This window comes from Actinoplanes sp. HUAS TT8 (assembly GCF_051380535.1).
Lineage (GTDB): Bacteria > Actinomycetota > Actinomycetes > Mycobacteriales > Micromonosporaceae > Actinoplanes.
In genome coordinates this window covers 6,623,434-6,648,477 of record NZ_CP195646.1, presented here as the reverse complement: position 1 = coordinate 6,648,477, position 25,044 = coordinate 6,623,434, and the positions used below count along the sequence as shown (strand labels likewise).

Sequence of the window (25,044 nt, the reverse complement as noted above, 5' to 3'; positions counted from 1 at the left end):
GGGTGGCGGCCCCGCAATCCTCAGATCAGCCGAGCGAAAACCAACCCGGCCGCCCGCTCGATAGCGGCTCGCGATTCATCGTTGTCATCCTTGATGTCGAACGAATGCTGCCCGTCCGGCAGATCCACGATCTCCAGGTTCGCTTTCGCGGCCGCCACCACGAATTCCTCCACCGGCACCGCCATGGCCGGTTGTTCCAGCCCCACCCGGGTCAGCACGATGGGCAGTTCCCCGGCCCCGGCCACCGCCGGGATCGGGGCGAACCGCGGATCCACCACCCACCCGGTGAACGGCGCCAGCATCGGATAGCTCATCGCCAGCACGCGCAGCCACGACGGCGGTTCCCGCAGCCAGTCGGCCGAGAGCAGCCCGCTCCCGGAGAAGAACCAGAGCGCCAGCCGGTTCTCGTCGACCCGCGGATCGCTGCGCAGCGTCTCGACCGCCGCTTCGACGTTGGCGGCGCCGTCGCCGTACCCGGAAGGGCCGTACATCTTGTGTTCGACGACCGCGCCGATCAGGCCGCGAGCGGCGGCGATCCGCGCGTAGCCCTGGAAGACCGGCCAGTCGCGCTGGGTCGGACGCACATGTTCCGGGATCGGCCCGCCGGGCACGACGAGGACCGCGGGGCGCGGCGCGGTGAGGTCGTCGGGCAGGTAGATGTCGAGCAGTTCGTGACGTTCCGGAGTCCGTTCCTCGACCGCGAGAACGAAGGGCTTCACGTAGGTCATTGACGGAGACTAACGTCCTCAGTCTCTCGCCGGGCCGGACGATGAGGTAGGAGTGGAACAGGAACGGCTGGCGGCACTGCACGAGTACCGGCTGCGCGACACCCCGCCGGAGTCGGAGTTGCGGGCCGTGCTGCGGGTCGCCGCCACGATCGCCGGGGTGCCCTCGGCCAGCCTGAACCTGATCGACGAGCGGTGGCAGTACCAGCTGATCAGGATCGGCGGGGCGCCGGTGGACTGCGCGCGGTCCGATTCGATGTGCGGCGTGCAGTTCGAGTGCGGCGGGTTCGTGCACGTGCCGGACACCCGGCTGGACCCGCTCTACCAGCACAATCCGTGGGTGACCGGTGCTCTGGGCCGGCTCCGGTTCTACGCCTCGGCGCCGCTGATCACCCCGCGCGGGCACGCGCTGGGCACGTTGTGCGTCTTCGACGACGAGCCGCACGAGCTCGGCGACCGGCAGCGGGCGCAGCTCACCGATCTGGCCGGGATCGTCATCGCGTTCTTCGAGCGCCGCCGCCAGGCCTGGCGCAACGCCGAACTGGCCGCTTCGGCCCAGGTCAAGCAGCAGTGGAGTGAGATCCTGGTCGACACCGTCGACACCGCGGTGATCGCCTGCGACCAGAACTACCGGGTGACCCTCTGGAACCGGGCGGCCCGCGAGTGGCACGGCCGCAGCGGCGAGGACGATCAGACGCGGACCGACATCGCCCGCCGGTTCGGGCTGTTCGAGCCGGACGGGGTCACCCCGATCCCCGACGACCAGCTGCCGCTGCAGGTGGCGCTCCGGGACGGTGTGGTGATCACCGGCCGGGAGATGGTGATCCGCCCGCCGGACGGCCGGGAGGTGCACGTCCTGGTCAACGCCAGTCCGCTGCCCGGCCCGGACGGCGAACCGGTCGGCGCGGTGCTCGCGCAGTCCGACGTGACGGCCGACCGGCTGCGCAGCCGCCTGATCGAGGAGGCCAGGGAGCGGCTGGCCGCGGCCAACGTCGAGTTGGAGCGTTCGAACGCGGATCTGACCAACTTCGCCGCCGCGGTCGGTCACGACCTGATCGCGCCGCTCGCCGCGGTCGGCGGCTACCTGGAGCTGCTGGCCGGTGAGGGCTACCCGGAGGCGTCGGCCGGGTCGGCCGAGGTGGCCCGGATGCGCGACCTGATCGACGGGCTGCTGGCCGACGCTCTGGCGGCACGTTCTTCAGGATCGGCGGCGGACCGCCGATAGGGGGAAGGTGAATTTGGTCGCGGAGCTGGTGGACGAGCGTGAGCGGCGGCGGCTGGCGGCACTCCACGAGTACCGTCTGCTCGACTCGCCGGCCGGCGACGAACTGGAAGCGGTGGTCCGGGTCGCGGCGACGGTGGCCGGCGTGCCGACGGCCACGCTGAACCTGATCGACGAGAACCGGCAGTGCCAGCTCACCACCGTCGGGTTCGACGGCGGGGACTCGTCGCGGTCCGATTCGATGTGCGCGATCCGATTCGAGACCGGCAATTTCACGTACGTGCCGGACGCGAGTGTCGACCCGACCTACCGGACCAATCCGTGGGTCACCGGCATCCACGCCGACGTGCGCTTCTACGCCTCGGCGCCGCTGATCACCCCGGACGGGTACGCCCTGGGCTCGCTCTGCGTCTTCCACGACCAGCCCGGCACGCTCGACGACGAGCAGATCGCCCGGCTCAAGGACCTGGCCCAGGTGATCGTCGCCCTTTTCGAGCGGCGCCGGCAGGCCCGGATCAACGCCGAGCTGGCCGCCATGTCCGAGGCCCGGCAGCGCTGGACCGACACGCTGCTGGAGACCATCGACGTGGCCGTGGTCGCCTGTGACCGGGACGGCCATCTCACCCTGTTCAACCGGACCGCGCGGGAGTGGCACGGCCTGGACGCCGACCCGACCGTCGACCCGCGCGACTACTCGGACCGGTACGCGCTGTTCGAGACCGACGGCGAGACCCGCCTGACGCCGGACCGGATCCCGCTGATGCGGGCGCTGCACGAGGGCACGGTCACCAACGCCGAGATCATCATCCGGCGCCGCACCGGTGAGCCGATCCACGTCACCTCCAGCGGTCGCGCGCTGATCGCCCCGGACGGCACCCCGCTCGGCGCCGTCGTGGCGATGAACGACGTCACCACCGACCGGGCCCAGCAGCGCGTGATCGAACGGGCCCGCCGTGAACTGGCCGCCGCCAACGAGGAGTTGCGCCGCTCCAACGCCGACCTGGCCAACTTCGCCGGCGCGGTCAGCCACGACCTGGTCGCCCCGCTCGGCGCCGTCGGCGGCTACCTGGAGCTGCTCGAGGACGTCGTCGAGGGCCAGCCGCGCGGCTGGGTCGACGCCGCCTCACGCGCGGTCACCCGGATGCGCGACCTGATCGGTTCCCTGCTCGGTTACGCCCAGGCCGGCAGCGCCCCGGTCCGCTGCGTCACCGCCGACCTGGGCGAGGTCTTCGACAGTGTCGTCGCCGACCTGCACGCCGAGATCGGCGCCACCGACGCCGCGGTGACCGCCCCCGGCCCGCTGCCCCAGGTCTCCTGCGATCCGGTGCTGGCCCGCCAGCTCCTGCAGAACCTCGTCGCCAACGCGATCAAATACCGCCACCCGGACCGTCCCCCGCACGTCGAGGTGACGGCCGACCGCGACGGTTCCGGCTGGGCGATAACGGTCGCCGACAACGGCCTGGGCATCCCGCCGGAGCAGCGCAGCCGCGTCTTCGACATGTTCACCCGCCTCGACGGCACCTCGGCCACCGGCCACGGCATCGGCCTGGCCAGCTGCCTGCGCATCGTCGACCGCCACGGCGGTTCGATCCGGGTCGCCGACAATCCCGGCGGCGGCACGCGCGTCGTCTTCACCCTTCCCGATCAACCCCCCATATAGGTACGGGACGGGCCCACGCCCGCCGAGCCACGCGATGCCCCGGCCGCACCGGGCCGCCGGGCCGCATCCGGGCTGATTCCCGGGAGACGTGGTCCGCCCACCGGCGCGGTGCCGGCTCCCGGCCGCACCTCCCGGCCGCCGGTCGGCATCGACTAGCGTCGACCGGGTGACGACCGATCTGTTCGACGCCGGGGCCATGTACGACGACGACTACCTGCACTTCTTCGCGGGTGGTCCGGCGCGGGTGACGCACGGGCCGGGCGTGCCGACCGACCACGGTGGGGTGTCCGGCACCGACCGGGTCTGGCGGCTGCTGGACCTGGAACCGGGCATGAGCGTGCTCGACGTGGGCTGCGGCCACGGCTCGATGGCGCGGGCCCTGGCCGCCCGCGGCTGCCGGGTGACCGGCCTCGACTTCTCGCCGGTGTTCCTGGATCGGGCCCGGTCGGACGCCGCCGAGCAGGGCCTGGACGTGGATTTCGTGGCCGGGGACATGCGGGCGCTGCCGGGGGAGTGGTCCGGGCGTTTCGACCGCGTGGTCAACTGGTCGACCGCGTTCGGCTACTTCGACGACGACGTGAACCGAACCGTGCTGGCCGGGATGGCGCGTGTGCTCGCCCCGGGCGGGCGGCTCGCCATGGATCTCGACAACCTGACCCGGTTCCTCGCCTCGTGGACGCCGTCGCGGGTGACGGTGGCCCGGGAGGACGGGGACATGCTGGTCGACCGGCATCGCCTGGACGCGCTGACCGGCCGGTTCGAGGTGGAGCGCACGGTGATCCGGGACGGGCGGGTGCGCCGGCTGACGTTCCTCAAGCGCCTGTTCGGTTTCCCGGAGCTGCGGGACTGGCTCGTCGCCGCCGGTTTCGGGGCGGTCGCCGGGTACGGGGAGGACGGTGAGCCGTTGACCGCCGACCATCAGCGGATGATCGTGACGGCTCACGCCCGTACGGGAAAATGAAAGATGGCGCCGGGATCACCCGGCGCCATCTCGGCGAGCTGAATCTCTAGAAGAGTAGGGTGCGACCGGCGTAGCCGGAGCCGATGCGAATGGCCGGTTTGAGTCCGTTGCCCTGGCCCCGGAACAGGACCAGGTTGCCGTTGCTAGCCTGCACGGCGGCCAGGTCGGGGTAGCCGTCGCGGTCGAAGTCGCCGACGCCGACGTAGTCGCGTATGCCGTTGCCGGAGCCGATGGTGACCGGGTTCAGGAAGCCGCCGGACCGGCCGCGGTACAGCGACATCGCGCCGGTCTTGTTCACCTTGACCACCAGGTCCTGGTAGCCGTCCCGGTTGAAGTCGCCGACGCCGGCGAACTCGCTGCGGTCGTTCCAGTTCCCGGCGACCAGCCGCTTGGCCTTGCCGAACTTGGCGCCCTTGGCCCCCGGGTAGAGGTAGAGGCCGCCGTTGTTCATCGCGGCCACCATGTCCGGGTAGCCGTCCTTGTTGAAGTCGCCGATCGCGGTCAGCTCGCGCAGCGTCCGGCTGCGGGAGAAGAGCAGCTTGCGCGGGCCGAGCGCGCCCGTGCTGCGGCCCGGGTAGAAGTAGATGGCGCTGGTCGACGTCTGCCGGGCGATGATGTCCGGGAAGCCGTCCTTGTTCAGGTCCATCCGCAGCAGCGTGTTGAAGCCGGAGAAGTTGCCGATCAGCGTCCCGGTGCCGTAGACGACGGCGCCGTTGCCCCGGTACGAGTACAACCGCTTCGAGCTGGTGGTCACCGCCAGCACGTCGGACCAGCCGTTGCGGTTCCAGTCGGCCTGCAGGGTGGCCGGCATGACCCGGAAGTCCACGTAGTCGTTGTCGATGTTGATGGTGACGCCGCCGTACGTCTCCTGGTGTCCGCCCTGGTACTGCTTCATCCGGCGGCGCCCGGTCCAGTACTCGGTCGGGATGAGCGGGTCGCGGAGCGTGACCACATTGTCCCAGCGGGCGAAGTCGATGTAGTCCGGTCGCGCGTACCCGCCCTGGTTGTAGACGGCCACCTGGTCGGCGATCCCGGAGCCGGAGCTGCTGTAGAAGCCCGAGGCGTACCCGTTGTCGTGCAGGCGGGCGGTCCACGCGCCCATGAACTGCTTGACGGCCAGGCTGCAGGCGGCGTTCGTGGTGTCGTACGCCTCCATGTCGTAGATCAGCACGCTGTTCGGGGTCAGCCCGAGCTTCTTGGCCTGTGTCACCGCGTCGGAGGCGGACGCCGCACCCTGGGCCGCGGCCTTCGAGTTGTCGATCAGCGTCTTCTTGCTGACCTTGGTGCAGCTGGCCTGCGGTCCGACGTAGAGCGGGATCAGGTGCCAGCCGCGGGTGACCTGCTCGCGCACCCAGGCGTTGGTCAGGTTCGGCTGGGCGCACCCGCGGCTGACGCCACCGATGTAGATGCCGATCGCCCGGTACGGCGACGACTTCAGCCACGTCGCCATGGTGGCGCTGGACGGGGCGGCGCACGCGTCGAAGGCCGACCCGGTGAAGTTGCCCGGCTGCGGCCCGAGGGCGGTGGCCGCGCCCGCGGTGTTCATGAACGCCAGTGGCGTCAGCGACAGCAGCAGTACCAGGACGCCGATCAGGCGCTTGCGGTACCGCACCAGCCAGCGGGTGGTCATCCGGTGACGCCCCGGCTTGGGCGTTTCGCTCATCGTGATCCTGACGTCGGCGGTTTCACGGCGTGGGAAGTCATCGCGCTGATCACGGCGCAATGAACCTCCGGATCGAACCAGGCCGATGCCCGGCTGCCAAGATCTGTTCGGTCGAGATCCGTCTGACCGAAGGGATGAGTCCGGTGAGGTGCCCCACAAGCCCGGCGCGGCTCCGGCTAACGATCTCCGCGGATCGGCCGATCAGCCTTTTGCCAGGTCGCCGACGTGTGGATTCAGGGTGCGCTCATGCTCAGTTGGTCTTTTGTTCACCATCAGCGGCCTACGATCCGGCGATGACGGCCCCGACCCTGCTCCCCGCGCCCTGCCTGCCCACGCCGGCCGGGCCGTGCGAGGGCCCGCTGACCGCCGCCGCCCGGACGGTGGCCGAGTCGCTGCTGGGTGACATGGGTAATCGCTGGCGGCACACCCAGGGGGTCGCCGAGCGGGCGGCCGCCCTGGCCGGGCCGCTCGGCATCGACGCCGACCTGCTGACCGCGGCCGCCTGGCTGCACGACGTCGGCTACGCCGCGGAGACCGTCACCACCGGCTTCCACCCGCTGGACGGCGCCGATCACCTGACCCGCAACGGCTGGCCGGTCCGGGTGGCCGGCCTGGTGGCGTACCACTCGGGCGCCCGGTTCATCGCCGCCGCCCGGGGCCTGAGCGAGCTGCTGGCCGCCTATCCGGACGAGCGCACGGTCCTGGCCGACGCCCTCACCTACGCCGACCAGACCGTCGGCCCGGACGGCGCCCACGTCGGCCCGGCCTCCCGCTACGCGGAGATGCTGGAGCGCCACGGCCCGTCCTCGTGGAACGCCAAGGTCGACCCCGATCGCGGCCCCTACCTGCGCGGCATCGCCCACCGCATCGAATACCTGCTCTCCTTCACCGACTGACGCCCGGTCACGCCGGAAGACCCTTCAAGAAGATCGACAAGGCTTCGGCGTACGGCGTCAGCGAGCTGATCTGCACGTACTCCTCCGGCCCGTGCTGGCCGTCCCCGGCCGGCCCGAAGATCACCGCGCCGACGCCGAGCGGGAAGTAGAACCGGCTGTCGGCCGACCCGTGCTTGCGCAGCAGCTCCCCGGAGTAGCCCACGGCCCGGGCCGCCTCCCGCAGCGCCACGACCTCGGCGCTCCCGGCGTCCGCCCGGTGCGGTGTCCCCACGGCGTCCACCACCACGTCCACCCCGGGCCCGGCCACCGACCGCAGATGCTCGACGATCGCCGCCACCGACCGCCCGGTCAGTTCACCGTCCTCGGGCGGGTACCGGATGTCCAGCCAGGCCACGGCGTCGGCCGGCACCTGGTTGACCGCCTCGTTGGACGTCTCGATCCGGGCCAGGTTGACCGTTGTCGCCCAGGCTTCCGCGGACGGTACGGGATAGCGCTCCAGCACCCGATCGACCGCCTCCCAGAGCGTGATCAGCGCGTTGGAGCCCAGCCACGGATAGGCCGCGTGGGCCGTCTGCCCGGAAGCGACCAGTCGCGCCCGCACCAGCCCCTTGGACTCGGTGACCACCCGCAGCGCGCTCTGCTCACCGATGACCACGAAGTCGCCGCGGACACCCTGGTCGACCTGATGGCCCGTACCGTCGAAGCCGCCCACCTCCTCGTCGGTGACCAGCTGCAGCGCGATCGGGTAGGGCAGTTCGGCCGCGAGCGACCGGAACACCGTGGCCAGCACGAGCGCGGCCACCTTCATGTCGTGCGCGCCCCGGCCGTAGAGCCGGTCGCCCTCCCGGCGGGCCCGGAACTGGTCCGGCGTGCCCGGAACCACGTCCAGGTGACCGTTGAGGATCACCCGAGGCTGCCCGGGCCGGTCGGGGTGGGTGACGAGTGCGCTCGGCTTGCCCCGGGACTCGAAGCGCTGGATCTCGAAGTCCGGCCCGACCACGTCGAGCGCGAGGCCGAGGGCCCGGTGCAGCTCACCGGGCCGATCGGCGGTGGAGCGGATTCCGATCAGCGCCTCGGCGGACGCGAGCAGTTCCTCCATGAACCGACGCTATCGGGGAAGCCTGAACCGACGCTATCGGGGAAGCTGCTCGCCCGCCTCCACCGCCACGGGCAGCTTGTTCCCGGCCGGCGGCAGCGGGCAGGTCGCGAACTCGGTGTACGCGCACGGCAGGTTGGTCGCCCGGTTGAAGTCGAGCGTCACCGTCCCGTCGGCGGCCGGCGCGGGGATCGCCAGACTCCGATTGGCGGCGTACGTCGTGACCCCGGAAGTCGCGTCGGTGAACAACACGAAGAGTGAACCCGGCGTGCCGCCGTTGAACGCGGTGAGGGCCAGATCCTCCCCGCCCACGGTGAATTCGACCTTGCCGGGCGACTCGTAGACGTGTTCGAGCCCCTCCGAGACCGAGCCCACGGTCACCGGCACGGGCGCCTCGAACGGCACGAAAGTGCCGCTCACAACCCACTTCTCATCGGCCGTGTAGGCCGGCGTCCCGAGATATTTGACCAGGGTCTCGTTGTCGGGGTGCCGGGGCCGCAGCACGTCATAGCCGCCCCGCCGAGCGATCTCCAGCTTCGCGTCACCGTAACCCACAGTGATGTCACCGCGTTCGGGGATCGGCCCGAACGCATGCGTCCCGGTCACAGTCGCCCCGTCGATGAGCAGCGACTCGTCCGGCCCGAGGTCGACGACCACGCCGTCCGGCCCGGTGTGCCACGAGCCCGGCGCGTCCGGGAAGTGCTGCGGCTTCTCGTCCAGCCAGTGCAGGCCGGTGATCGCCAGGAACCCGTGCGGGTCGGCCCGCCGCTTCTCGTGCTCGTCGTGCCACCGCGTCCACTGCTGCTGGAAATCGCTCATACATCGACCTTAATCCCTACTCGTGGAATGGGATATGGCACGGCGCTGTGAGTTCTGCTAACTTCGTGGCCAGGTCATGAGTGTCAGCGCGTAGCCCCGGCTTGCTGACCGGCAACCCTTGCGTTCGCGATGGGGTGCCCCGGGTGAGGACCGGGCCGGTGTCGCCCGACGCCGGCAAGCGCGGGCCCCGTGGGGTCCCAGACCTCGGCGGAGGCATGCCGTGTCGGCTCTCGACATCGTCGGCGACGACCTGAAGACCGAACTTCCCACCGGCGAGACGGTGCGTTTCGCGCACCTGGACTACGCCGCCTCGGCTCCCTGTGCCGAGGCCGCCGCGCAGGCCGTCGCCGAACTGCTCCCGAGGTACGGCAGCGTGCACCGCGGTACCGGCGTCCGGTCGCAGACCTCGACGGTGGCCTACGAGGTGGCCCGGGACGTGGTGGCCGAGTTCGTCGGCGCCCGCCCCGGCGACCAGGTGATCTTCACGCGGAACACCACGGACGCGCTGAACCTGCTGGCCCGGGCCCTGCCGCCGAGCACCACGACGATCCTGTTCGAGGGCGAGCACCACGCCAACCTGCTGCCCTGGCCGAATCAGCTCCGGCTCCCCGCGCCGAAGTCCGCCGATGAGGCGATAAATGCGGTCGAAAATGCGCTCGGCGGCATCACCGGACCCGCGGTTGTCACCGTTACCGGAGCCGGCAACGTCACCGGCGAAGTGTGGCCGATCAGGGAAATCTCCGACATCGCCCACGCGCACGACGTACGCGTCATTGTTGATGGAGCCCAGCTGGCGCCGCACCTACCGGCGAACCTGGACCACCTGGGTGCTGATTTTCTGGCTTTCTCCGGTCACAAGCTGTACGCCCCCTTCGGCGGCGGAGTCCTGGCCGGCCGGGCCGACTGGCTGGACGCCGCCGAGCCCTACCTCTACGGCGGCGGGGCCAGCGCCACCGTCGGCGACCGCCCCGGCGACCTGACCTGGGCCACCGGCCCGGCCCGGCACGAGGGCGGCACCCCCAACCTGCTCGGCGCCGTCGCGATCGCCGCCGTCTGCGCCGCCCTGCTGGTCGCCGACCGCGACGCCCTGCACGAGCACGAGCAGCGCCTCCTGACCCGTCTCCGCCGGGGCCTGCCCGAGGGCGCCCGCGAGGTCAGCCTGTTCGGCCCGGACCACCCGCGGGTCGGCATCGTCTCGCTCGCCCTCCCCGGCCACGATCCCGCGCAGGTCGCCCACCGGCTGGGCCGCGAGTACGGCATCGGCGTCCGGGCCGGCCAGTTCTGCGCCCATCCGCTCGTCCGGCGCCTGGTGAACGCCGAAAAATCCGACACGTGCGACGCGCCCGGAGCCGGCCTGCTCCGGGCCAGCTGGGGCCTCGGCAGCACCGAGGACGACGTCGACCGCTTCACGAAAGCACTGGCCGAGATACTCCGCTCCTGACCGGCAACCGGCGGGAACCTGCGCTCACCCCGGAACGTTCCGATGAACGGAACCGTGGGGACCTGGCTGATGAGGCTGCGGGACCGCCTACCCTCCGGTGGCGGCCTGCGCGACGAGGACTGGGCGACGAGGCACCGTCTGCTGACGGTGCTGCTCGGCGTCGTCGTGCTCGTGGTGACCGTGTTCGGCGCGCTGCGCCCGGATCAGGGCGCCACGTTGCTCTGGACGGACCTGCTGGTCCTGCCCTGCGTGGTGGCCGGCACCCTGCTGAGGGGACGCCGGCTGCGCTCGGTCGCGGTGGCGATCGGGTTCACCGTCGCCTGCGCCGGTTTCGTGTCGCTGAGCAACGGCCTGACCGAGGCGCACTTCTCGTTCTTCGTCGCGGTCGCCGCGCTCGCCCTCTACCGGGACTGGGCCCCGTTCGGCGCGTTCCTGGTGGCCACGACCCTGCACCACGGGCTGTTCGGCGTGATCACCGGCACGCACACCTACGACCACCACTCGGCGCAGGCGCACCCGCTGCTCTGGGCCGGCCTGCACGGCTTCGCGGTGCTGCTGGCGGCCGGTTTCCAGGTGGTCCAGTGGGGGCTGACCGAGGCCGAGGAGCGCCGCGCCGCGGACAACCTGGAGGAGAGCCAGGCCCAGCTCAGCGTCGCCTTCGACGAGACTCCGGTGCCGATGGCGATGTTCGCGCCGGACGGGCTGGTGCTGCGCACCAACGCGGCCTACCGGCACTGGTTGCGGTTGCCGGACGAGCTTCCGGCCGATTTCTCCGTACGGGATGTGCCGCTCGTCGCCGTGGCCGAGGAGGGCAGCGCCTTCCCGCGGATGTCGGCGTCCCCCCACCCGCTCACGCTGACCCGGCAGTACCGGCGCACCGACGACGGCGAGCTGATCTGGGTCGAGCTGCACAGCACGCCGCTCTACGACAAGCAGGGCACCCTGCGGTTCATCTTCGTGCACTGCCTGGACGTCACCAGTGTCCGCAACCACGAGGAGGAGCTGCGCCGCCAGGTGCGGCACGACTCGCTGACCGGTCTGCTGTCCCGCAAGGCGTTCGAGAACGACCTGGCCGTGCTCCTGGCCGGCCGGAACCCGGTCAGCGTCATCTACATGGACGTGGACCGGTTCAAGTCGGTCAACGACGGTTCCGGCCACGCGGCCGGCGACGACGTGCTGCGCGCGCTGTCGGCCCGGCTGTCCCGGGTCGTGCCGCCGGGCGCACTGCTGGCCCGGCTCGGCGGTGACGAGTTCGTCGTCGCGGTGACCGGTCCTCCGGGCACCGGCCTGCGGGTCGGGCAGGAGATCCTGGCCTCGCTGGGCGAGCCGCTGGACGTGGCCGGCAACCCGTTGCCGATCTCGGTCAGTGTCGGCGTCGCCTCCGATCACGGCGCCGAGCACTCGGACGACGTCGTGCTGGCCGCCGACACGGCCATGTACGCGGCCAAGCGGGCCGGCGGCAACCGTCTGGAGGTGTTCGCCGAGGACATGCGGGTGTCGGTGCACGAGCGGCTGGCCGCCGAGGCCCGCCTGCGCCAGGCCCTGGCCGGGCACCTGCCGTGGACGCTGCCGCTGTGGTTCCAGCCGGTCGTGTCCACGATCACCGGGCAGATCGTCGGCGCCGAGGCGCTGTGCCGGATGCGGACCCCGGACGGGCGGATCCTCAGCCCGTTCCACTTCATCGGCGCGGCCGAGGAGACCGGCATGATCGTGCCGCTGGGCGAGCACGTGCTGCGCTCGGCGATCGAGCACCTGATCTACTGGTCCGGGCACCTGGGCTACGTGTCGGTCAACGTCAGCCCGCGCCAGCTGGCCGAGCCGGACTTCGTGCCGATGCTGGCCGACCTGCTCGCCGCCCACCCCGGGCTGGACCCGTCCCGCCTGGTGCTGGAGATCACCGAGACCGCCCTGCTGTCCTCGACGGTCGACGTCAGCGAGCGCCTGGCCACCATCAAGCGGCTCGGCGTGCGGATCGCCCTGGACGACTTCGGGACCGGCTACAGCTCGCTGACCTGGCTCAAGTCGGTCCCGGCGGACATCGTCAAGCTGGACCGCTCGTTCGTCGCCGGTCTCGCCGAGGACCAGCGCAAGTCGTCGATCATCCAGGCGGTGCTCTGGCTGGCCCAGTCCCTGGGCATGTCCACGATCGCCGAGGGGGTCGAGGAGATGGCCGACTGGGAGGCTCTGAAGGCGGCCGGCTGCCCGGCCGTACAGGGGTATTTCTTCAGCGAACCGCGAGCTCCGGAGGAGTTCCAGCAGATGTTGATCAACCGGAAGTGTGTCACTCCTATGGCTCAGTTCACCTGATTGAAACCACAGAGGGGCCCGCGGCCGGTTAGAGTCCCGAAATCCTGGACAACGTAGATCCCTTCATCGGCACCGCGGCGACCGACCTGCCTCGCGCACACGGTCTGGCCGCCACTTGGTGGTGGCCCAAGCCGCAGGTGGGTAACACTCACCCCGGCGCGACCTCGCCTCTGGGCATGGTCTCCGCCTGCGCCTATTCGGGCGCCTACCCGACCGGTTACGGCCGGTACGCGAAGAACACCGAGGGCGTGCCCGAGGAGATGTTCGAGCGCACCGAGGCGTCCGGTTTCACCCATTTCCAGCAATCCGGCACCGGCGCGATCCGCAAGTACTACAACTACGTGCGGGTCACGCCCATGGTCCAGCCGCTGGACGACCTCGGCCAGTCCTGGGCGCTGCACGACGAACGCGCCGACCCCGGGTACTACGCCGCCAACCTCGACACCGGGGTGCGCTGCGAGATCACCGTGGGGGAGAAGGTCGCCGTCCACCGGTACACCTTCCCGGACCATCACAGCGCCCGGGTCGTCATCGACCTGTCCTGCGGTGGCCTGGCGATCGACCTCGGCCGCACGGTTCCGCTGCGCGCCCAGGTCGAGAGCATGGGCCACGGCTGCGCGCAGGGCACGGTGGTGATGGAGGGCGTGCCGCTCTCGGTCTACCTGGAGGCCGACACCCCCGGGTGGCGGCAGATGCTCTGGTACGACCGGCGGCTGATCCCGGGTGGCACCCGTCTCGACTTCGACAGCATCCGCAGCACCACGCTGCGCCCGTTCGGGCTGCTCTTCATGGGTTCGGCCCGGGCCGGGCAGACCATCGAGGTGCGGATGGGCTTCTCGCTGCGCGGTCACGAGCAGGCCAAACGCAACCTGCACAAGGAGTGCGGCACCGAGTCCGAGCCGGCCTTCGAGAAGGTCCGCTCGGACACCCGGCATCGCTGGCGCGACCACCTCGACCGGATCCAGGTCGAGGGCGGCACCCCGGCCCGCCGTACGGTGATGGGCACCGCGCTCTACCACTCGCTGATCAAGCCGTGCTTCGCCGACGACGAGAGCCCGTTCTGGCCGAACTCGGGGCCGTACGCGTTCGACATCTGCACCATGTGGGACATCTACAAGACGCAGATCCCGCTGCTGCAGGCGATCGCCCCGGACCGGGCCATGGACCTGCTGGAGTCGCTCATCCGGGTCTGCGAGGAGGAGGGCAACTTCCCGATCGGGTACCGGATGGCCCGCGGCGCCGACCGGTTCTTCCGGCAGGCCTCGGCCCTGGCCCACACCGCGATCGCCGACGCCCACGCGCTCGGCCGGGCCGGCGTCGACTGGGGCTGGGCGCTCGTGCACATGGTCGACGACCTGCGCCGGATGTACGGCGAGGACTTCTTCGAGCACGGCCTGGTGCACCCGATCACCCACACGCTCGACCTGGCCTACGCCCACCACGCCACCGCCAAGGTGGCCCGCGCGCTCAACGACCGGCGTCTCGCCGACGACCTGGAACGCCGCAGCCACCAGTGGGTGAACGCGTTCGACCCGTCCACCGGCCTGCTGCGCGACTCGGAGTTCTACGAGGGCGGCAAGTGGAACTACTCGTTCCGCCTGCTGCACGACATGGCCGCCCGGATCGAGCTGTCCGGCGGGGACAAGGGCTTCATCGACAAGCTCGACCGCTTCTTCGGCTACGGCGCCGAGCCGGTCAAGCAGCCCGGCATCAGCCCGCAGCCGGCCGAGATGGCGCTCGGGTACGCGCTCAACCGTTTCGAGGGCCTGAACAACGAGCCGGACATGGAGGCCCCGTGGGCCTACCACTACGCCGGCCGTCCCGACCGGACCGCCGAGATCGTCCACTCGGCACTGACCTGGCAGTTCGGCACCGGCCCGGGCGGGCTGCCGGGCAACGACGACTCCGGCGGCCTGAGTGCCTGGTACGTCTGGGCGTCGCTGGGCCTGTTCCCGGTCGCCGGGCAGAGCCTCTTCCTGGTGAATGCTCCGGCATTTGCCCGGGCCGCGCTGCGCGTCGGCGACGAGGAGTTCATCATCGAGACGAGCGGGCACAAGGAGACGCCGATCGGTGTCGACGGTCTCGACCGTGACCCGCCCGCCCAGTACGTTCAGTCCGCCACCCTCAACGGCAAGCCGCTGCACGCGGCGCACCTCTCCGCGACCGACGTGCATCGCGGGGGCCGGCTGCACATCAAGCTCGGCCCCGAACCATCGACGTGGGGACACGGGATCCGCCCGCCCTCCCACTCCTTCACCCTCTCAACACCCCCTGCGACAACGTAAGGAATGACCATGAGCCGTCCTACTCGGAGACTCGTGATCGCGGTCCGCGCCGACCCGGTGATCTGCGGACACTCGGGTGAAGCACGCAATCTCGCCGAAGTCGCCCTGACCCGGGGCTTCGACGACGTACGCCTGCTCACCTGGCCGATCCCCACGCTGCAGGCCGCCGGCCTGCCGTTGAAGCCGCTCGACCGGCTCCTGCCGTACAGCGACGGCATCACCGTCGAGCGCCCCGAAGCAGTCGGCGACTACCGGGTGCCGGACGGCCGGCACCTGGCCGGGCTCACCGGGCGCCTGGTCGAGCTGCTCAGCGACGGCGTGCCGACCGTGTGCCTGTCGATGTACCTGGTCCCGCACACCCAGGTGATCAACGATGCGGTCACCGCGGCCCGCGCCGCCGGGTTCAACCCGCAGGTGCACACCATCGCCAAGGCGGTCGGCTCGGACGTCACCAACGTCATCCGCTCCTGCCTGCGCGAGGGCCGGGTCGGCGCCGCGACCGTCCTGCTGACCACGTTCCTGGCCAGCGACGAGGTGGTCGCCGTCTCGGAGTACACCAAGGACGAGATCATCGCCTCGGCCGAGGAGGTCGACCGCCACTGCGGGACGACCTTCGCCCAGCAGTGCCGCGACCGGGTCACGGTCAGCTACCCGCCGATCGACTCCTCCGCGTTCCTCGACCTGGACGAGGAGACGATCGACGCCGCCCTGGAGAAGCGCGGCCTCGAACGCGGCAAGTACATCCTGTTCCTGTCCCGGGTGGCCCGGGCCAAGGGCATCTACGACCTGGTCATCGCGTACGGCCAGATGCAGTGCCGGGACGAGGTGCCGCTGGTCATCGCCGGCAACGGCCCCGCGCTGGAACACGTCCGCGCGATGGCCAAGGAGGATGAGCGGATCATCTTCCTCAACGACGTCGACGACGACGAGAAGCCGCTGCTGATGGCCGGGTGCGCCGCCTACGCGCTGCCCACCAAGCCGGAGCCGGACTTCGTCGAGACGTTCGGCATCGCGCTGGCCGAGAAGATGCTGGCCGGCGGCGGCCCGATCGTCACCACCCTGACCGGCGGCACCGGCGAGGCGGTCGGCGACACGGCCGTCATCATCGAGGCCGGCGACATCAACGCCCTGGCCGAGGCGCTCGACCGGGTCGTCCTCGACATGCCCGAGGCGGAGAAACGGGCCATGGAGACGCGGGCTCGCGAGCACGCCATGTCCTTCGACCGCGTCGCCGTCTTCGACGACCTGTTCTGACGGCTTTTTCTGACAGCTTTTTCTGACGGAAGAGAGGGGCGGCCTCCACTCGAGGCCGCCCCTCTCTTCCGGTCCGCCGTGCTCCGGGTTTCCTGCCCGCTTCGGTACGTCGTCAGACCGCGCCCTTGGTCAGCAGCCCGTCCAGCTTCGCGTAACCCTCGTTCACGCCCGTCTCCATGCCGCTCCGCAGCCAGGCGTCCCGGCCCTCGAAGCTGTCCACGAGCGACTGCGCGTGCAGCCGGGTCCGGCCGTCGCCCAGGTCCTCGAACGTCAGCGTCTCCAGGGAGACCCCCTCGGGCGCGCCCTCGAACGTGAACGTCTGCACGATCCGCTCCGGGCTCACCTCGTGGAAGCAGCCCCGGAACCCGAACTCCTCCTCGCCCCGCACCGCGGTGTACCGCCACGCCCCGCCGTTCCTCGCGTCCCAGTGATCGATCCGGACGGTCGTCGAGTCCGGCCCGCACCACTGCGCGAACAGCTCCGGGTCGGTGTGCGCCCGGAACAGCTGCTCCGGCGTACCCGTGAAGTCCCGGGTGATCCGGATGATCGGCAGGTCCTTGTCCGCTTCGATCTGCGCCTCGGTCATGTCTCCAGCCCCTCAGGTCGGTCTGTTCCGTCGTCTTCCCGCATGGTCCGCAGCACCGCGTCCAGGCGCTGGTAGCGCGCCTCGGCCCGGCGCCGGTACTGCTCGATCCACCCACCGACCTCGTCGAACACGTCACGTTCGAGCCGCACCGAGCGCGGCTGCGGCCCCGGCGGGCGGCTCACCAGCCCGGCCTCCTCCAGCACCTTGAGGTGCTTGTAGACGGCCTGCAGCGACATCCGATAAGGCTCGGCGAGCTGATTGACCGTCGCGTCGCCGTCGGCCAGCCGCGACACCATGTCCCGGCGGGTCGGGTCGGCCAGAGCCGCGAACACCCGCGACAACTCATCGGCCGGCATCGCGCCCTCGTTTCAACTCATCGGTTTAAAGACAACCTAGCCCCCGGCCACCCCGCTGTCAACCGTAGAGTTGAAAGGCCAGGTAGAGGATCGTTTCCTGCGTCGCGTCGGAGTGGCCGCACCGTCGTGCCCGCCTGACATCTGTCATCGACAAGTCCTGATTTTCGGCCCGGGGGTGCGAGGCCCGGCGGCGGTCCACTGAGTACATGCTTCGTCGCCTCGCACCCGCCGTCGGACTTTTCTTCCTGGCCCCGCTCGTCGCCGAGTTCCTGCTCGGCAACCTGCCGATCACGTTCCTGCCCGCGGTGGTCGCGCTCGCCCCGTTCTACGGCGGCGGCGCCCTCCTGATCCGCGAGCTCGTCCGCCGCCGCGGCCTGGGCTGGCCGAACATGGTCATCCTGGCCGTCGCCTACGGCGTGATCGAGGAGGGTTTGACGACCCAGTCGCTGTTCAACCCGAACTATGCCGGCCAGCACCTTCTCGTCGACGGCTTCATCCCGGCGCTCGGCACAGCCGCACCGTGGACCCTGTTCGTCGTCGGCCTGCACACGTTCTGGAGCGTCGCCGCGCCGATTCTGATCATGGAAGTGATCTCCCGGGACCGCCGCACCACCCCGTGGCTGGGCCGCACCGGACTGATCGTCACCGGCGTGCTGTTCCTGATCGGCATCGTCATCAGCACCGCGATCAACATGTCGTTGTGGCCCTACACCGCCACGGCCGCCCAGTTCACCGTCACCGGCCTCGTCGTGGCGCTGCTGATCGCCGCCGGCCTGGCCCTGCGGATCACGTTCCGGCCGCGTCCCGGCACCGCCCCGAACGCCCTGATCGTCCTGCTCACCACCCTGCTCGCCGGCGCCGTCTACATGGGCATCACCATCGTGGACGTCCCGGCCTGGCCCGGCGTCGTGATCTTCGTACTGAACATCGCGGTCTACCTGACCCTGATCGCGATCTGGTCGGCCAAGCCGGGCTGGGGGAGCCGGCACTACCTGGCGGTGGCGGCCGGGGCGCTGCTCACCTACGCCTGGCACTCGTTCGTCGAGAGCCCGACCGGTGAGGCCGCCGCCGCGGTCGACCTGATCGGCAACGCCGTCTTCACGATCGGCGCCCTGGCCCTGATCCGGTACGCCTACCGCCGGACCGCCACGGCGGGCGTCAGCGGCCGGGTGTAGATCCGATAGTCGGCCTCCACCGCCAACATCGGCGCCAGCTGCGGATAGTCCTCCTCCAGCCGCCCCACCCGCTCGACCCGATACCCGAGCCGCGAGTACCAGGTGTGCAGGAACTCCTTGGACTCCAGCTCGAACCCCCGGGGCACCAGCAACTCCAGCCGCATCGTCCGATCCCCCCGGGACCGGCAGTACTCCTCCGCCCACCGGATCAGCCCGCCCCCGATCCCTTCCCCACGCCGCCCGGGGTCGGCGGCGAGCATCCCGAACTCCCCGACCCCACCCGGCATCCGCCGCACCCGCACCACCCCGGCCAGCCGCCCGTCCCGCACGTCCGCCGCGAGCTCCCCGGCCGAAGCCAGCTCGGTCACCTCGGCCAGCGAGGTGCGGGACGCCCCGTCCCGCCAGAGCCCCTTCTCGGACTCCCGGTAGACGTGATTGACCAGGTCGGTGGCGGCGCCGAAGTGGGCCGCGGTGAGCAGAGAGATCACCCGGCCACGATACGTCCCCCATCAATCGCCGCATATCGCCGGAATAGGGCAGCGATAGGGTACCCGTATGCGCATCTCCTTCTGGCCGGGTGCAGGTCAAGCCTGGTCCGACATCTTCGAAGCCGCACGTCACGCGGAAGAGACCGGCTGGGACGGCCTCTGGATCGCCGACCACTTCATGCCCAACGCCGGCCCCGGCCGCGACCCGCTCGGCCCCACCCTGGAGGCCGGTTCGCTGGTCGCCGCCCTGGCCGCCGCGATCCCGCGCGTCCGCATCGGCACCCTGGTCTACGGAAACACGTACCGCCACCCGGCCGTCGTCGCCAACATGGCCGCCACCGTCGACCACATCAGCGGCGGACGCTTCACCCTCGGCGTCGGCGCCGGCTGGCAGGTCAACGAGCACGAGCAGTACGGCATCGAGCTCCCCGCCACCCGGCAACTGCTGGACCGTTTCGTCGAGGCCCTCCAGGTCCTGCACGGCCTCCTGCGCACCCCGAAGACCACCTTCACCGGCGAGTATTACCAGCTCACCGACGCCGTCAGCGAACCCAAGCCGCTCCAGAACCCACTACCGATCATGATCGGCGCCAAGGGCGAGAAGCGCATGCTCGACGTCGTCGCCGCATACGCCGACCAGTGGAACACCTGGGGCCTCCCCGCACTCATCGCCCACAAATCCGCCGTCCTCGACCGCTTCTGCGCCGAACGCGGCCGCGACCCCCGATCGATCCAGCGCACCGCCCAGGCCCTCACGGTCGTCGACGGCCCCCTCCCCGAAGGCCTCCCGATGCCGATCATCGGCGGCAGCCCGTCCAAACTGGCCGACGCCATCGCCGAGTACCGCGCCGCCGGCCTCGACGAGCTGATCATCCCGGACGGCCTCCTCGGCACCGGCCCCGAAAAACTCAAGAACATGGACACGGTGCTCACCCTGGTCCGAGGCTGACCCCCCCAACCCCCAAGATCAAATTCATCATTGCCTACGTCCGCCGTGGTCCAGATCGTCGCTCCCGCGGGGACCCTCGGGGGCTGAGCTGGCCGCTGCGCGTCCAAACCACTCAGCCCCCAAGGGCGACGTCCGCCGTTGCTCCCGCTCAAACCCCCCACCCCTCCTCACCCCCCAGCCACCCCTCCTCACCCCCCAGCCACCCCTCCTCACCCCCCAGCCACCCCTCCGCGCCCCAGCCACCCCTCCGACGCGTCTCAACCGCCCCACCCCACCCTTGACCGCCAGCTGGCTGCCCGCCCCTTCGCCTGCCGCACCCCGCGGTCTCAGCTGGCACTGAGGGTTGTCTCGGGCGGGTGGAGACAGCCGTGAGCGCCAGCCGGCTTGCCCGAGCTGGTGCTCATGGCTGCTCAAGGTGGGTTTTGGAGCCGTGAGCGCCAGCTCGCTCGGCTCGGCTGGTCGTGAGGGTCGTATCCGGCCGGGCGAAGCAGCCCTCAGCACCAGCCGCACGCCCGCGCCGCCCACCCGCGCCCGCCCGCACGCCCGCGCCGCCCGCACGCCCGCGCCCGCGCGCCGCCCGCACGCCCGCGCCCGCGCGCCGCCCGCACGCCCGCGCCCGCACGCCCGCGCCCGCACGCCCGCGCCCGCGCGCCGCCCGCACGCCCGCGCCCGCACGCCCGCGCCCGCACGCCCGCGCCCGCGCGCGGTCGACGCGCGAGCCGGGCAGTGGCAGGTCGGGCGCCGTGTGCGGCGGGCTGGGGCGGCGGCGATCCGGGCGTCGGGCCGCGCGGGCTGGGTGGTGGCGGGTCGGGGGCTCGGCGGTGGTGGGCCGGGCGTGGCGACGCGTGGGCTGGGTGGGGGAGGGTTGGGGTTGGGTGGGGACCCGGATCGCAACTTTTCGACCTCTCACGTCGCCGCGGGGAAAGCCGACATTGCATGGCGACCCGCGCGGTGCGGGCCCAGGCGACGTGAAAGGCCGACGTGTGATGGAGCTGCCCGAGATCGGTTCCCCGATGTTCCTGGCGCTCGGGGACGGCGTGAACTTCCGATCCCGGCTGGAGTCCGTGGACGGGGACACGTTCAGCGTCGCCGCCCCGCTGGAGACTTCCGGCCCGACGGGGTTCCTTCCCGGCTACGAGTTCGAGGCGTTCTGGGTTCCCCCGCGTACCCGCATCGTGATGCCGGTGCTGCTGAAGGATGTCACCGACTCCGCCCCGTTCCGTTGGACGTTGTTCCCGACGGCCGAGCCGGTGATCAGCAACCGCCGCGAGTACGCCCGCGGCGGCGCCGGCGCCCCGATCCGTCTTTTCGGCGATTGGGGCCCGCAGTACCTGCAGGGCCGGATGCTCGACATCAGCGAGGGCGGCCTGCGTTTCTGGGTGCAGGACGCGAAGATGTTCTCCGAGGGTGACCACATGCGCGCCCTGGTCTGGCTCGGTAACGGTGAGGCCGAGCTGAAGGGCAAGGTGTACGCGGTCCGCCCGGCCGCCGACGAGCCCGGTCACCACGTCGTCCTGATCTTCAAGACGGTCGACCCGCTGGCCCAGATGATCCGCCAGTACGTGATCGCCTGGGAGATCAGTGAGCGCCGCAAGGCCCGCCAGAAGCACTGACGGGGGTGCGGGACCGGTCACAGGTCCCGCACGACACCGCCCTGGACGGCGGCCAGTTTGTCGGGGTTGGCAGTGTTGAGGATGGCCGTGACCCGTCCGCCGGCGTCCAGGTCCAGGGTCAGTGTGCCGATGACCCGGCCGGCCCCGCTGATCACCAGCCCGGGTTCGCCGTTGAGGTCGACGAGGGCGGCCGTCATCTCGTCCGGCCGCACTCCCTGGTAGGGCCGCGACCCGACCCCGGCCAGCCACGCCGCCACCCGTTCGGCCCCGTGGACGGGTTTCATCGCCTGGCGCACCTTGCCGCCGCCGTCGGTCCACAGCGTCACGTCGGGTGCGAGCAGTTCCATCAGCGTGTTGATGTCCCCGCCGGCGGCCGCGGCGAAGAAGCGTTCGGTGACCACCCGCTGCCGGTCACGGTCGGCCCGGAAGCGGGGCCGTTCCGCCCGTACGTGTTCCCGCGCCCGGTGGGCCGCCTGCCGCACGCTGTCCGGGGACCGTTCGACCGCTTCGGCGATCTCCTCGTAGCTGAACGCGAACGCCTCCTTGAGCACGAACACCGCGCGTTCCAACGGTGTCAGGTTCTCCAGCACGAGCAGCAGTGCCGGCGCCACGTCGGGCGCGTCACCGCTGGTCAGGACCGGTTCGGGCAGCCACGGGCCGATGTAGGTCTCGCGTTTGGCGGTCCGCAGCCGGTCCATCGCCACGTTCGTCACGATCCGCACCAGGTACGCCTTGGGGTCGGCGACGAGTGTCCGGTCGGCCGCCGACCATTTCAGCCACGCGTCCTGCACCGCGTCCTCGGCGTCGGCGGCGCTGCCGAGGATCCGGTAGGCGACCGAGAACAGCAGGTTCCGGTGGTCGTCGAAGACGCTCATCGGGTGTACTGACCGCCGCGCCGCCAGCCGAGGATGCCGATCAGGGGCGTGCGCAGGACCCGTCCGTACGTGTTCCAGGGCGCCGAGCTCACCGTCTCCTTGTACCAGACGGCCGCGCGCCCGGACAGGTAGAAGCGTTTCGGCGTCTCGTCCGGGTGCACGAACTGGATCACCGCGTCGCGCCGCCCGAGGCTGACCGGCTCGTGGATGTATCCGAACCGGAACGGCCGGGGCGCCTTGCCGTCGAGTTCGCGCACGATCTGCGCGGCCGCGTGGGCGCCGGTGGGCATCCCGCTCTGGCAGGTCCCGTGCATCACCCCGTAGCGCTGGGTGATGGCGGCGGCGTCACCGACCGCGTACACCTCGGGGTGCGAGACCGAGCGCAGCGTGGCGTCGGTGACGATCCGGCCCTGATCGTCAACGGTCAGTCCGGCCTTGGCCGCCAGGGGCGACACGCGCACGCCGCTGGTCCACAGGATCACGTCGGCCGGCGCGAAGCCGCCGTCGGCCAGTTCGGCCCCGTCCGCCCGTACCGTCGCAATCTCAGCGACCTGGACCGAGACGCGGAGTCGGCGAAGAGCGGACCGCAAGTAGTCGCGGGCCTTGGGCCCGAGGTCCTGGCCGGGCTCCGCCCGGCCCAGCAGGGTCACCGTGAGCTGCGGAAACCGCTCGGCGATCTCGGTCGCGGCCTCCAGCCCGGTGAGCCCGCCGCCGCACACCAGCACGCGGCCCTCGCTCATCTCGCCCAGGCGGCGCGCGAACAGCTCCGCGTCATGCGCCGAGTCCAGGGTGTACGCGTGATCGGCGGCCCCCGGCACCAGCGACGTGTCGGCCGAGCCGCCGAGCGCGTAGACCAGTGTGTCGTACCCGATCTCCCGCTCGTCGTCGATCCGCACGGTCCGGGCCGCGAGATCGATCCCGGTCACCCAGCCGACGTCGAGGTCGTCCACGAACCGTGCGATGGGCAGCTCCGGAAGCTTCTGCCCGGTCGCTGTCTGGTGCAGCCGCAGCCGCTCGGTGAAACGCTCCGTAGCGTTCACGACGGTCACCGACACGTCGTCGCGCCGCCGGGTCCGCCCGATCAGGCTGACCGCGGTCAGCATGCCCGCGTATCCCGCGCCGATTACCACGATCCTGTGCATCGTCCGGTCCCTTCCCGAGGTGTTTACCGCGAGACGGAACAGCCCTCCGCCACCGTGAAGTGGTGTGGCTCAGGTCACTTTTCGGGTTTCGGCCGGCCGCCTTCCACCGCGGTGGAGGACGGCCGGCCGCGGCGTCCTACTTCTTGACCATCGATCCGGTCCAGGTGTCGCCGGTGTCCGCGGGCACGGCGATGCAGGTGACCAGGCGGTCGCCGTCGGCCCAGGTGTCCACGGACGGGTAGATGTACCAGTAGTCGGCGTCGGAGAACTTACCGACCGCGAACTTGTCCAGCGCTTTGCCGCAGACCTTCTCGGCCTGCGCCTCCACCTTGGTCTTCCCGGGGTAGGAGCCCTTCGGAAAGGTCCAGAGGTAGTACACCTCGCCGGCGTGCGGCTTGGCGCACTGGATGGTCGGGAATTCGCTGGCACTGCCGCTCTCGTCGATGTACGAGATGCAGTCCCCGGCCTTCAGGTCCTCGGTGGCCACCGTGCCCAGGTCCCCGGCCACGGTCTTCGACGGCGTCGGCCGGGCGGTCGGCTCCAGCGTCGGCTCGGTGGTCGACTCCAGCGCCGGCCGGCTGCTGCTGGTGGTGAAGTCACCCTTCTCCGAGAGGAGCGTGGCGACGATGATGACCAGCGTGAGGATTGCCGCCGAGAGCACCGACAGGACGATGCCGGCGATGGCCATGCCCTTGCCGCGCTGGCCGCGCTTCGGGATCTGAACCAGGGCGACGATGCCGAAGATGATGCCGAGCGGGATGCCGAAGGCGCCGGTGACCAGCGACGCGATGGCGAAGCCGTTGAACTTGGGTTCCGGCGCGAACATCGGCTGGCCGGGGTAGCCGGGCGGCGGATAGGCCCCCGGCGGCGGGTAGGCCCCGGGCACCTGCTGATAGGCCGGCGGCGGGAAACCGGGCGGCGGAAACCCGGCCGGCGGCGGAAACCCGGCCGGCGGTGGAAAACCGGCGGGCGGCGGATAGGTCGCGGGCTGCTCATAACCAGGAAAAGCAGCCGTCGGCGGATACATCGGAGCAGCGGCCAGCGGATCCCCGGTGACCGGAGCCGCGGCCAGCGGATCGGCCGGCTGGGGGGCGGGACCGGGCGCCGGGTTCGGCGGCCCGGGAATTTCCTCGTTCACGCCGGGACGGTAACCCAGGAAAGGATCTTTTCCGGGTGCCCGATCGTGACGATTCCGTATCGACGTCCACGCCGGGCCGGGACCCGTCCCCACCTGCCCGGATCAGCGCGGCCGCTGCGGCCGCTCGATGGCCCGGAACGGGAACGCGAGGTCGTCCCCGAACCCACCCGTCACCCGAAGATCACATTCTTCATTGCCTCGGTCCGCCGTGGTCCGGATCGTCGCTCCCGCGGGGACCCTTCCGACCCTCGCAGGCCGCTGGCGCGGCCAGAACGCGAGGCCCGAAAGGGCGACGTGGTCGGTTGGTCGCGGTCAAACCACAAAACCCGTCGACCGCTTGTCTCCTCCGCGGGCGGTTGCCGCCGGAGCAACAAACCCACCCAACTCCCGGTT

The 25,044-nt window shown here is 70.9% G+C and carries 21 protein-coding genes and 1 riboswitch; of the genes, 11 read left to right on the top strand and 10 right to left on the bottom strand.

All coding sequences use genetic code 11. The features are described from left to right. Positions 1-20: 20 nt before the first annotated feature. Entirely contained in the window at positions 21-728 is a 708-nt protein-coding gene (locus tag ACSHV8_RS29625) for an alpha/beta hydrolase (RefSeq protein ID WP_436520908.1), read from the bottom strand. Positions 729-780: 52 nt separating this feature from the next. Between ACSHV8_RS29625 and ACSHV8_RS29620 the strand changes: the two genes are divergently transcribed. The 3 genes from ACSHV8_RS29620 (at position 781) to ACSHV8_RS29610 (ending at position 4,568) form a co-directional block, all read left to right on the top strand. Continuing rightward, positions 781-1,950, top strand: coding sequence for a PAS domain-containing protein (locus ACSHV8_RS29620; RefSeq protein WP_436520906.1), 1,170 nt, complete (start codon positions 781-783; stop codon positions 1,948-1,950). Between the two features lie 7 nt (positions 1,951-1,957). Next, positions 1,958-3,607 carry a sensor histidine kinase gene (locus ACSHV8_RS29615; protein WP_436520904.1) on the top strand — a complete coding sequence of 550 codons (1,650 nt, stop codon included), beginning with the start codon at positions 1,958-1,960 and terminating at the stop codon, positions 3,605-3,607. A 166-nt stretch (positions 3,608-3,773) separates the two neighbouring features. Further along, on the top strand, positions 3,774-4,568 hold the full coding sequence (locus ACSHV8_RS29610; protein ID WP_436520902.1) for an SAM-dependent methyltransferase: 795 nt from the start codon (positions 3,774-3,776) through the stop codon (positions 4,566-4,568). A gap of 46 nt (positions 4,569-4,614) precedes the next feature. On the opposite strand, the gene ACSHV8_RS29605 is transcribed toward ACSHV8_RS29610, so the two are convergent. Further along, positions 4,615-6,231, bottom strand: coding sequence for a glycoside hydrolase domain-containing protein (locus ACSHV8_RS29605; protein WP_436520900.1), 1,617 nt, complete (start codon positions 6,229-6,231; stop codon positions 4,615-4,617). A gap of 293 nt (positions 6,232-6,524) precedes the next feature. Between ACSHV8_RS29605 and ACSHV8_RS29600 the strand changes: the two genes are divergently transcribed. Further along, entirely contained in the window at positions 6,525-7,127 is a 603-nt protein-coding gene (locus ACSHV8_RS29600; RefSeq protein ID WP_436520898.1) for an HD domain-containing protein, read from the top strand. A 7-nt stretch (positions 7,128-7,134) separates the two neighbouring features. Here ACSHV8_RS29600 and ACSHV8_RS29595 read toward each other — a convergent pair whose 3' ends face one another. Next, a complete protein-coding gene (locus tag ACSHV8_RS29595; RefSeq protein WP_436520896.1) occupies positions 7,135-8,226 on the bottom strand; it encodes a M20 family metallopeptidase in 1,092 nt (363 codons plus the stop codon). A 33-nt stretch (positions 8,227-8,259) separates the two neighbouring features. Beyond that, complete coding sequence (locus ACSHV8_RS29590) at positions 8,260-9,042, bottom strand: DUF1684 domain-containing protein (RefSeq protein ID WP_436520894.1); 783 nt, start codon at positions 9,040-9,042, stop codon at positions 8,260-8,262. A gap of 72 nt (positions 9,043-9,114) precedes the next feature. Then, positions 9,115-9,229, top strand: a riboswitch (SAM riboswitch). A 48-nt stretch (positions 9,230-9,277) separates the two neighbouring features. On the opposite strand from ACSHV8_RS29590, the gene ACSHV8_RS29585 reads away from it, so the two are divergent. From ACSHV8_RS29585 to ACSHV8_RS29570, 4 genes are read left to right on the top strand one after another with little or no spacing between them, the layout of a single operon-like run. Continuing rightward, positions 9,278-10,483 carry an aminotransferase class V-fold PLP-dependent enzyme gene (locus ACSHV8_RS29585; protein WP_436536948.1) on the top strand — a complete coding sequence of 402 codons (1,206 nt, stop codon included), beginning with the start codon at positions 9,278-9,280 and terminating at the stop codon, positions 10,481-10,483. A 42-nt stretch (positions 10,484-10,525) separates the two neighbouring features. Then, on the top strand, positions 10,526-12,790 hold the full coding sequence (locus ACSHV8_RS29580; RefSeq protein ID WP_436520892.1) for a putative bifunctional diguanylate cyclase/phosphodiesterase: 2,265 nt from the start codon (positions 10,526-10,528) through the stop codon (positions 12,788-12,790). Positions 12,791-12,831: 41 nt separating this feature from the next. Continuing rightward, entirely contained in the window at positions 12,832-15,075 is a 2,244-nt protein-coding gene (locus ACSHV8_RS29575) for a GH92 family glycosyl hydrolase (protein WP_436536946.1), read from the top strand. Positions 15,076-15,084: 9 nt separating this feature from the next. Beyond that, on the top strand, positions 15,085-16,329 hold the full coding sequence (locus ACSHV8_RS29570) for a glycosyltransferase (RefSeq protein WP_436520890.1): 1,245 nt from the start codon (positions 15,085-15,087) through the stop codon (positions 16,327-16,329). A gap of 112 nt (positions 16,330-16,441) precedes the next feature. On the opposite strand, the gene ACSHV8_RS29565 is transcribed toward ACSHV8_RS29570, so the two are convergent. Then, positions 16,442-16,915, bottom strand: a complete 474-nt coding sequence (locus ACSHV8_RS29565) for an SRPBCC family protein (protein WP_436520888.1) — start codon at positions 16,913-16,915, stop codon at positions 16,442-16,444. After that, positions 16,912-17,271: an ArsR/SmtB family transcription factor gene (locus ACSHV8_RS29560; RefSeq protein ID WP_436520886.1), complete on the bottom strand. Its 360-nt coding sequence runs from the start codon at positions 17,269-17,271 to the stop codon at positions 16,912-16,914. Before ACSHV8_RS29560 ends, ACSHV8_RS29565 begins: the two co-directional genes overlap by 4 nt. Positions 17,272-17,477: 206 nt before the next feature. On the opposite strand from ACSHV8_RS29560, the gene ACSHV8_RS29555 reads away from it, so the two are divergent. After that, positions 17,478-18,446 carry a hypothetical protein gene (locus tag ACSHV8_RS29555; protein ID WP_436520885.1) on the top strand — a complete coding sequence of 323 codons (969 nt, stop codon included), beginning with the start codon at positions 17,478-17,480 and terminating at the stop codon, positions 18,444-18,446. Here ACSHV8_RS29555 and ACSHV8_RS29550 read toward each other — a convergent pair. Beyond that, positions 18,404-18,934, bottom strand: a complete 531-nt coding sequence (locus ACSHV8_RS29550) for a GNAT family N-acetyltransferase (protein ID WP_436520883.1) — start codon at positions 18,932-18,934, stop codon at positions 18,404-18,406. The genes ACSHV8_RS29555 and ACSHV8_RS29550 overlap by 43 nt on opposite strands. Positions 18,935-19,001: 67 nt before the next feature. Here ACSHV8_RS29550 and ACSHV8_RS29545 point away from each other — a divergent pair, with 67 nt between their 5' ends. Together ACSHV8_RS29545 and ACSHV8_RS29540 are read left to right on the top strand one after the other, a co-directional pair. After that, the gene (locus tag ACSHV8_RS29545; protein ID WP_436520881.1) at positions 19,002-19,883 is read left to right on the top strand and encodes a TIGR03560 family F420-dependent LLM class oxidoreductase; all 882 of its coding nucleotides are present in this window, start codon (positions 19,002-19,004) and stop codon (positions 19,881-19,883) included. 986 nt (positions 19,884-20,869) lie between these two features. Beyond that, positions 20,870-21,496, top strand: a complete 627-nt coding sequence (locus tag ACSHV8_RS29540; RefSeq protein ID WP_436520879.1) for a PilZ domain-containing protein — start codon at positions 20,870-20,872, stop codon at positions 21,494-21,496. A 17-nt stretch (positions 21,497-21,513) separates the two neighbouring features. Here the strand turns inward: ACSHV8_RS29540 and sigJ are convergent, their stop codons facing one another. From sigJ to ACSHV8_RS29525, 3 genes are all read right to left on the bottom strand, one after another. Further along, on the bottom strand, positions 21,514-22,371 hold the full coding sequence (gene sigJ, locus ACSHV8_RS29535; RefSeq protein ID WP_436520877.1) for an RNA polymerase sigma factor SigJ: 858 nt from the start codon (positions 22,369-22,371) through the stop codon (positions 21,514-21,516). Then, positions 22,368-23,513 carry an NAD(P)/FAD-dependent oxidoreductase gene (locus ACSHV8_RS29530; RefSeq protein WP_436520875.1) on the bottom strand — a complete coding sequence of 382 codons (1,146 nt, stop codon included), beginning with the start codon at positions 23,511-23,513 and terminating at the stop codon, positions 22,368-22,370. Before ACSHV8_RS29530 ends, sigJ begins: the two co-directional genes overlap by 4 nt. 136 nt (positions 23,514-23,649) lie before the next feature. Continuing rightward, the gene (locus tag ACSHV8_RS29525; protein ID WP_436520873.1) at positions 23,650-24,651 is read right to left on the bottom strand and encodes a DUF4190 domain-containing protein; all 1,002 of its coding nucleotides are present in this window, start codon (positions 24,649-24,651) and stop codon (positions 23,650-23,652) included. Positions 24,652-25,044 lie beyond the last annotated feature (393 nt).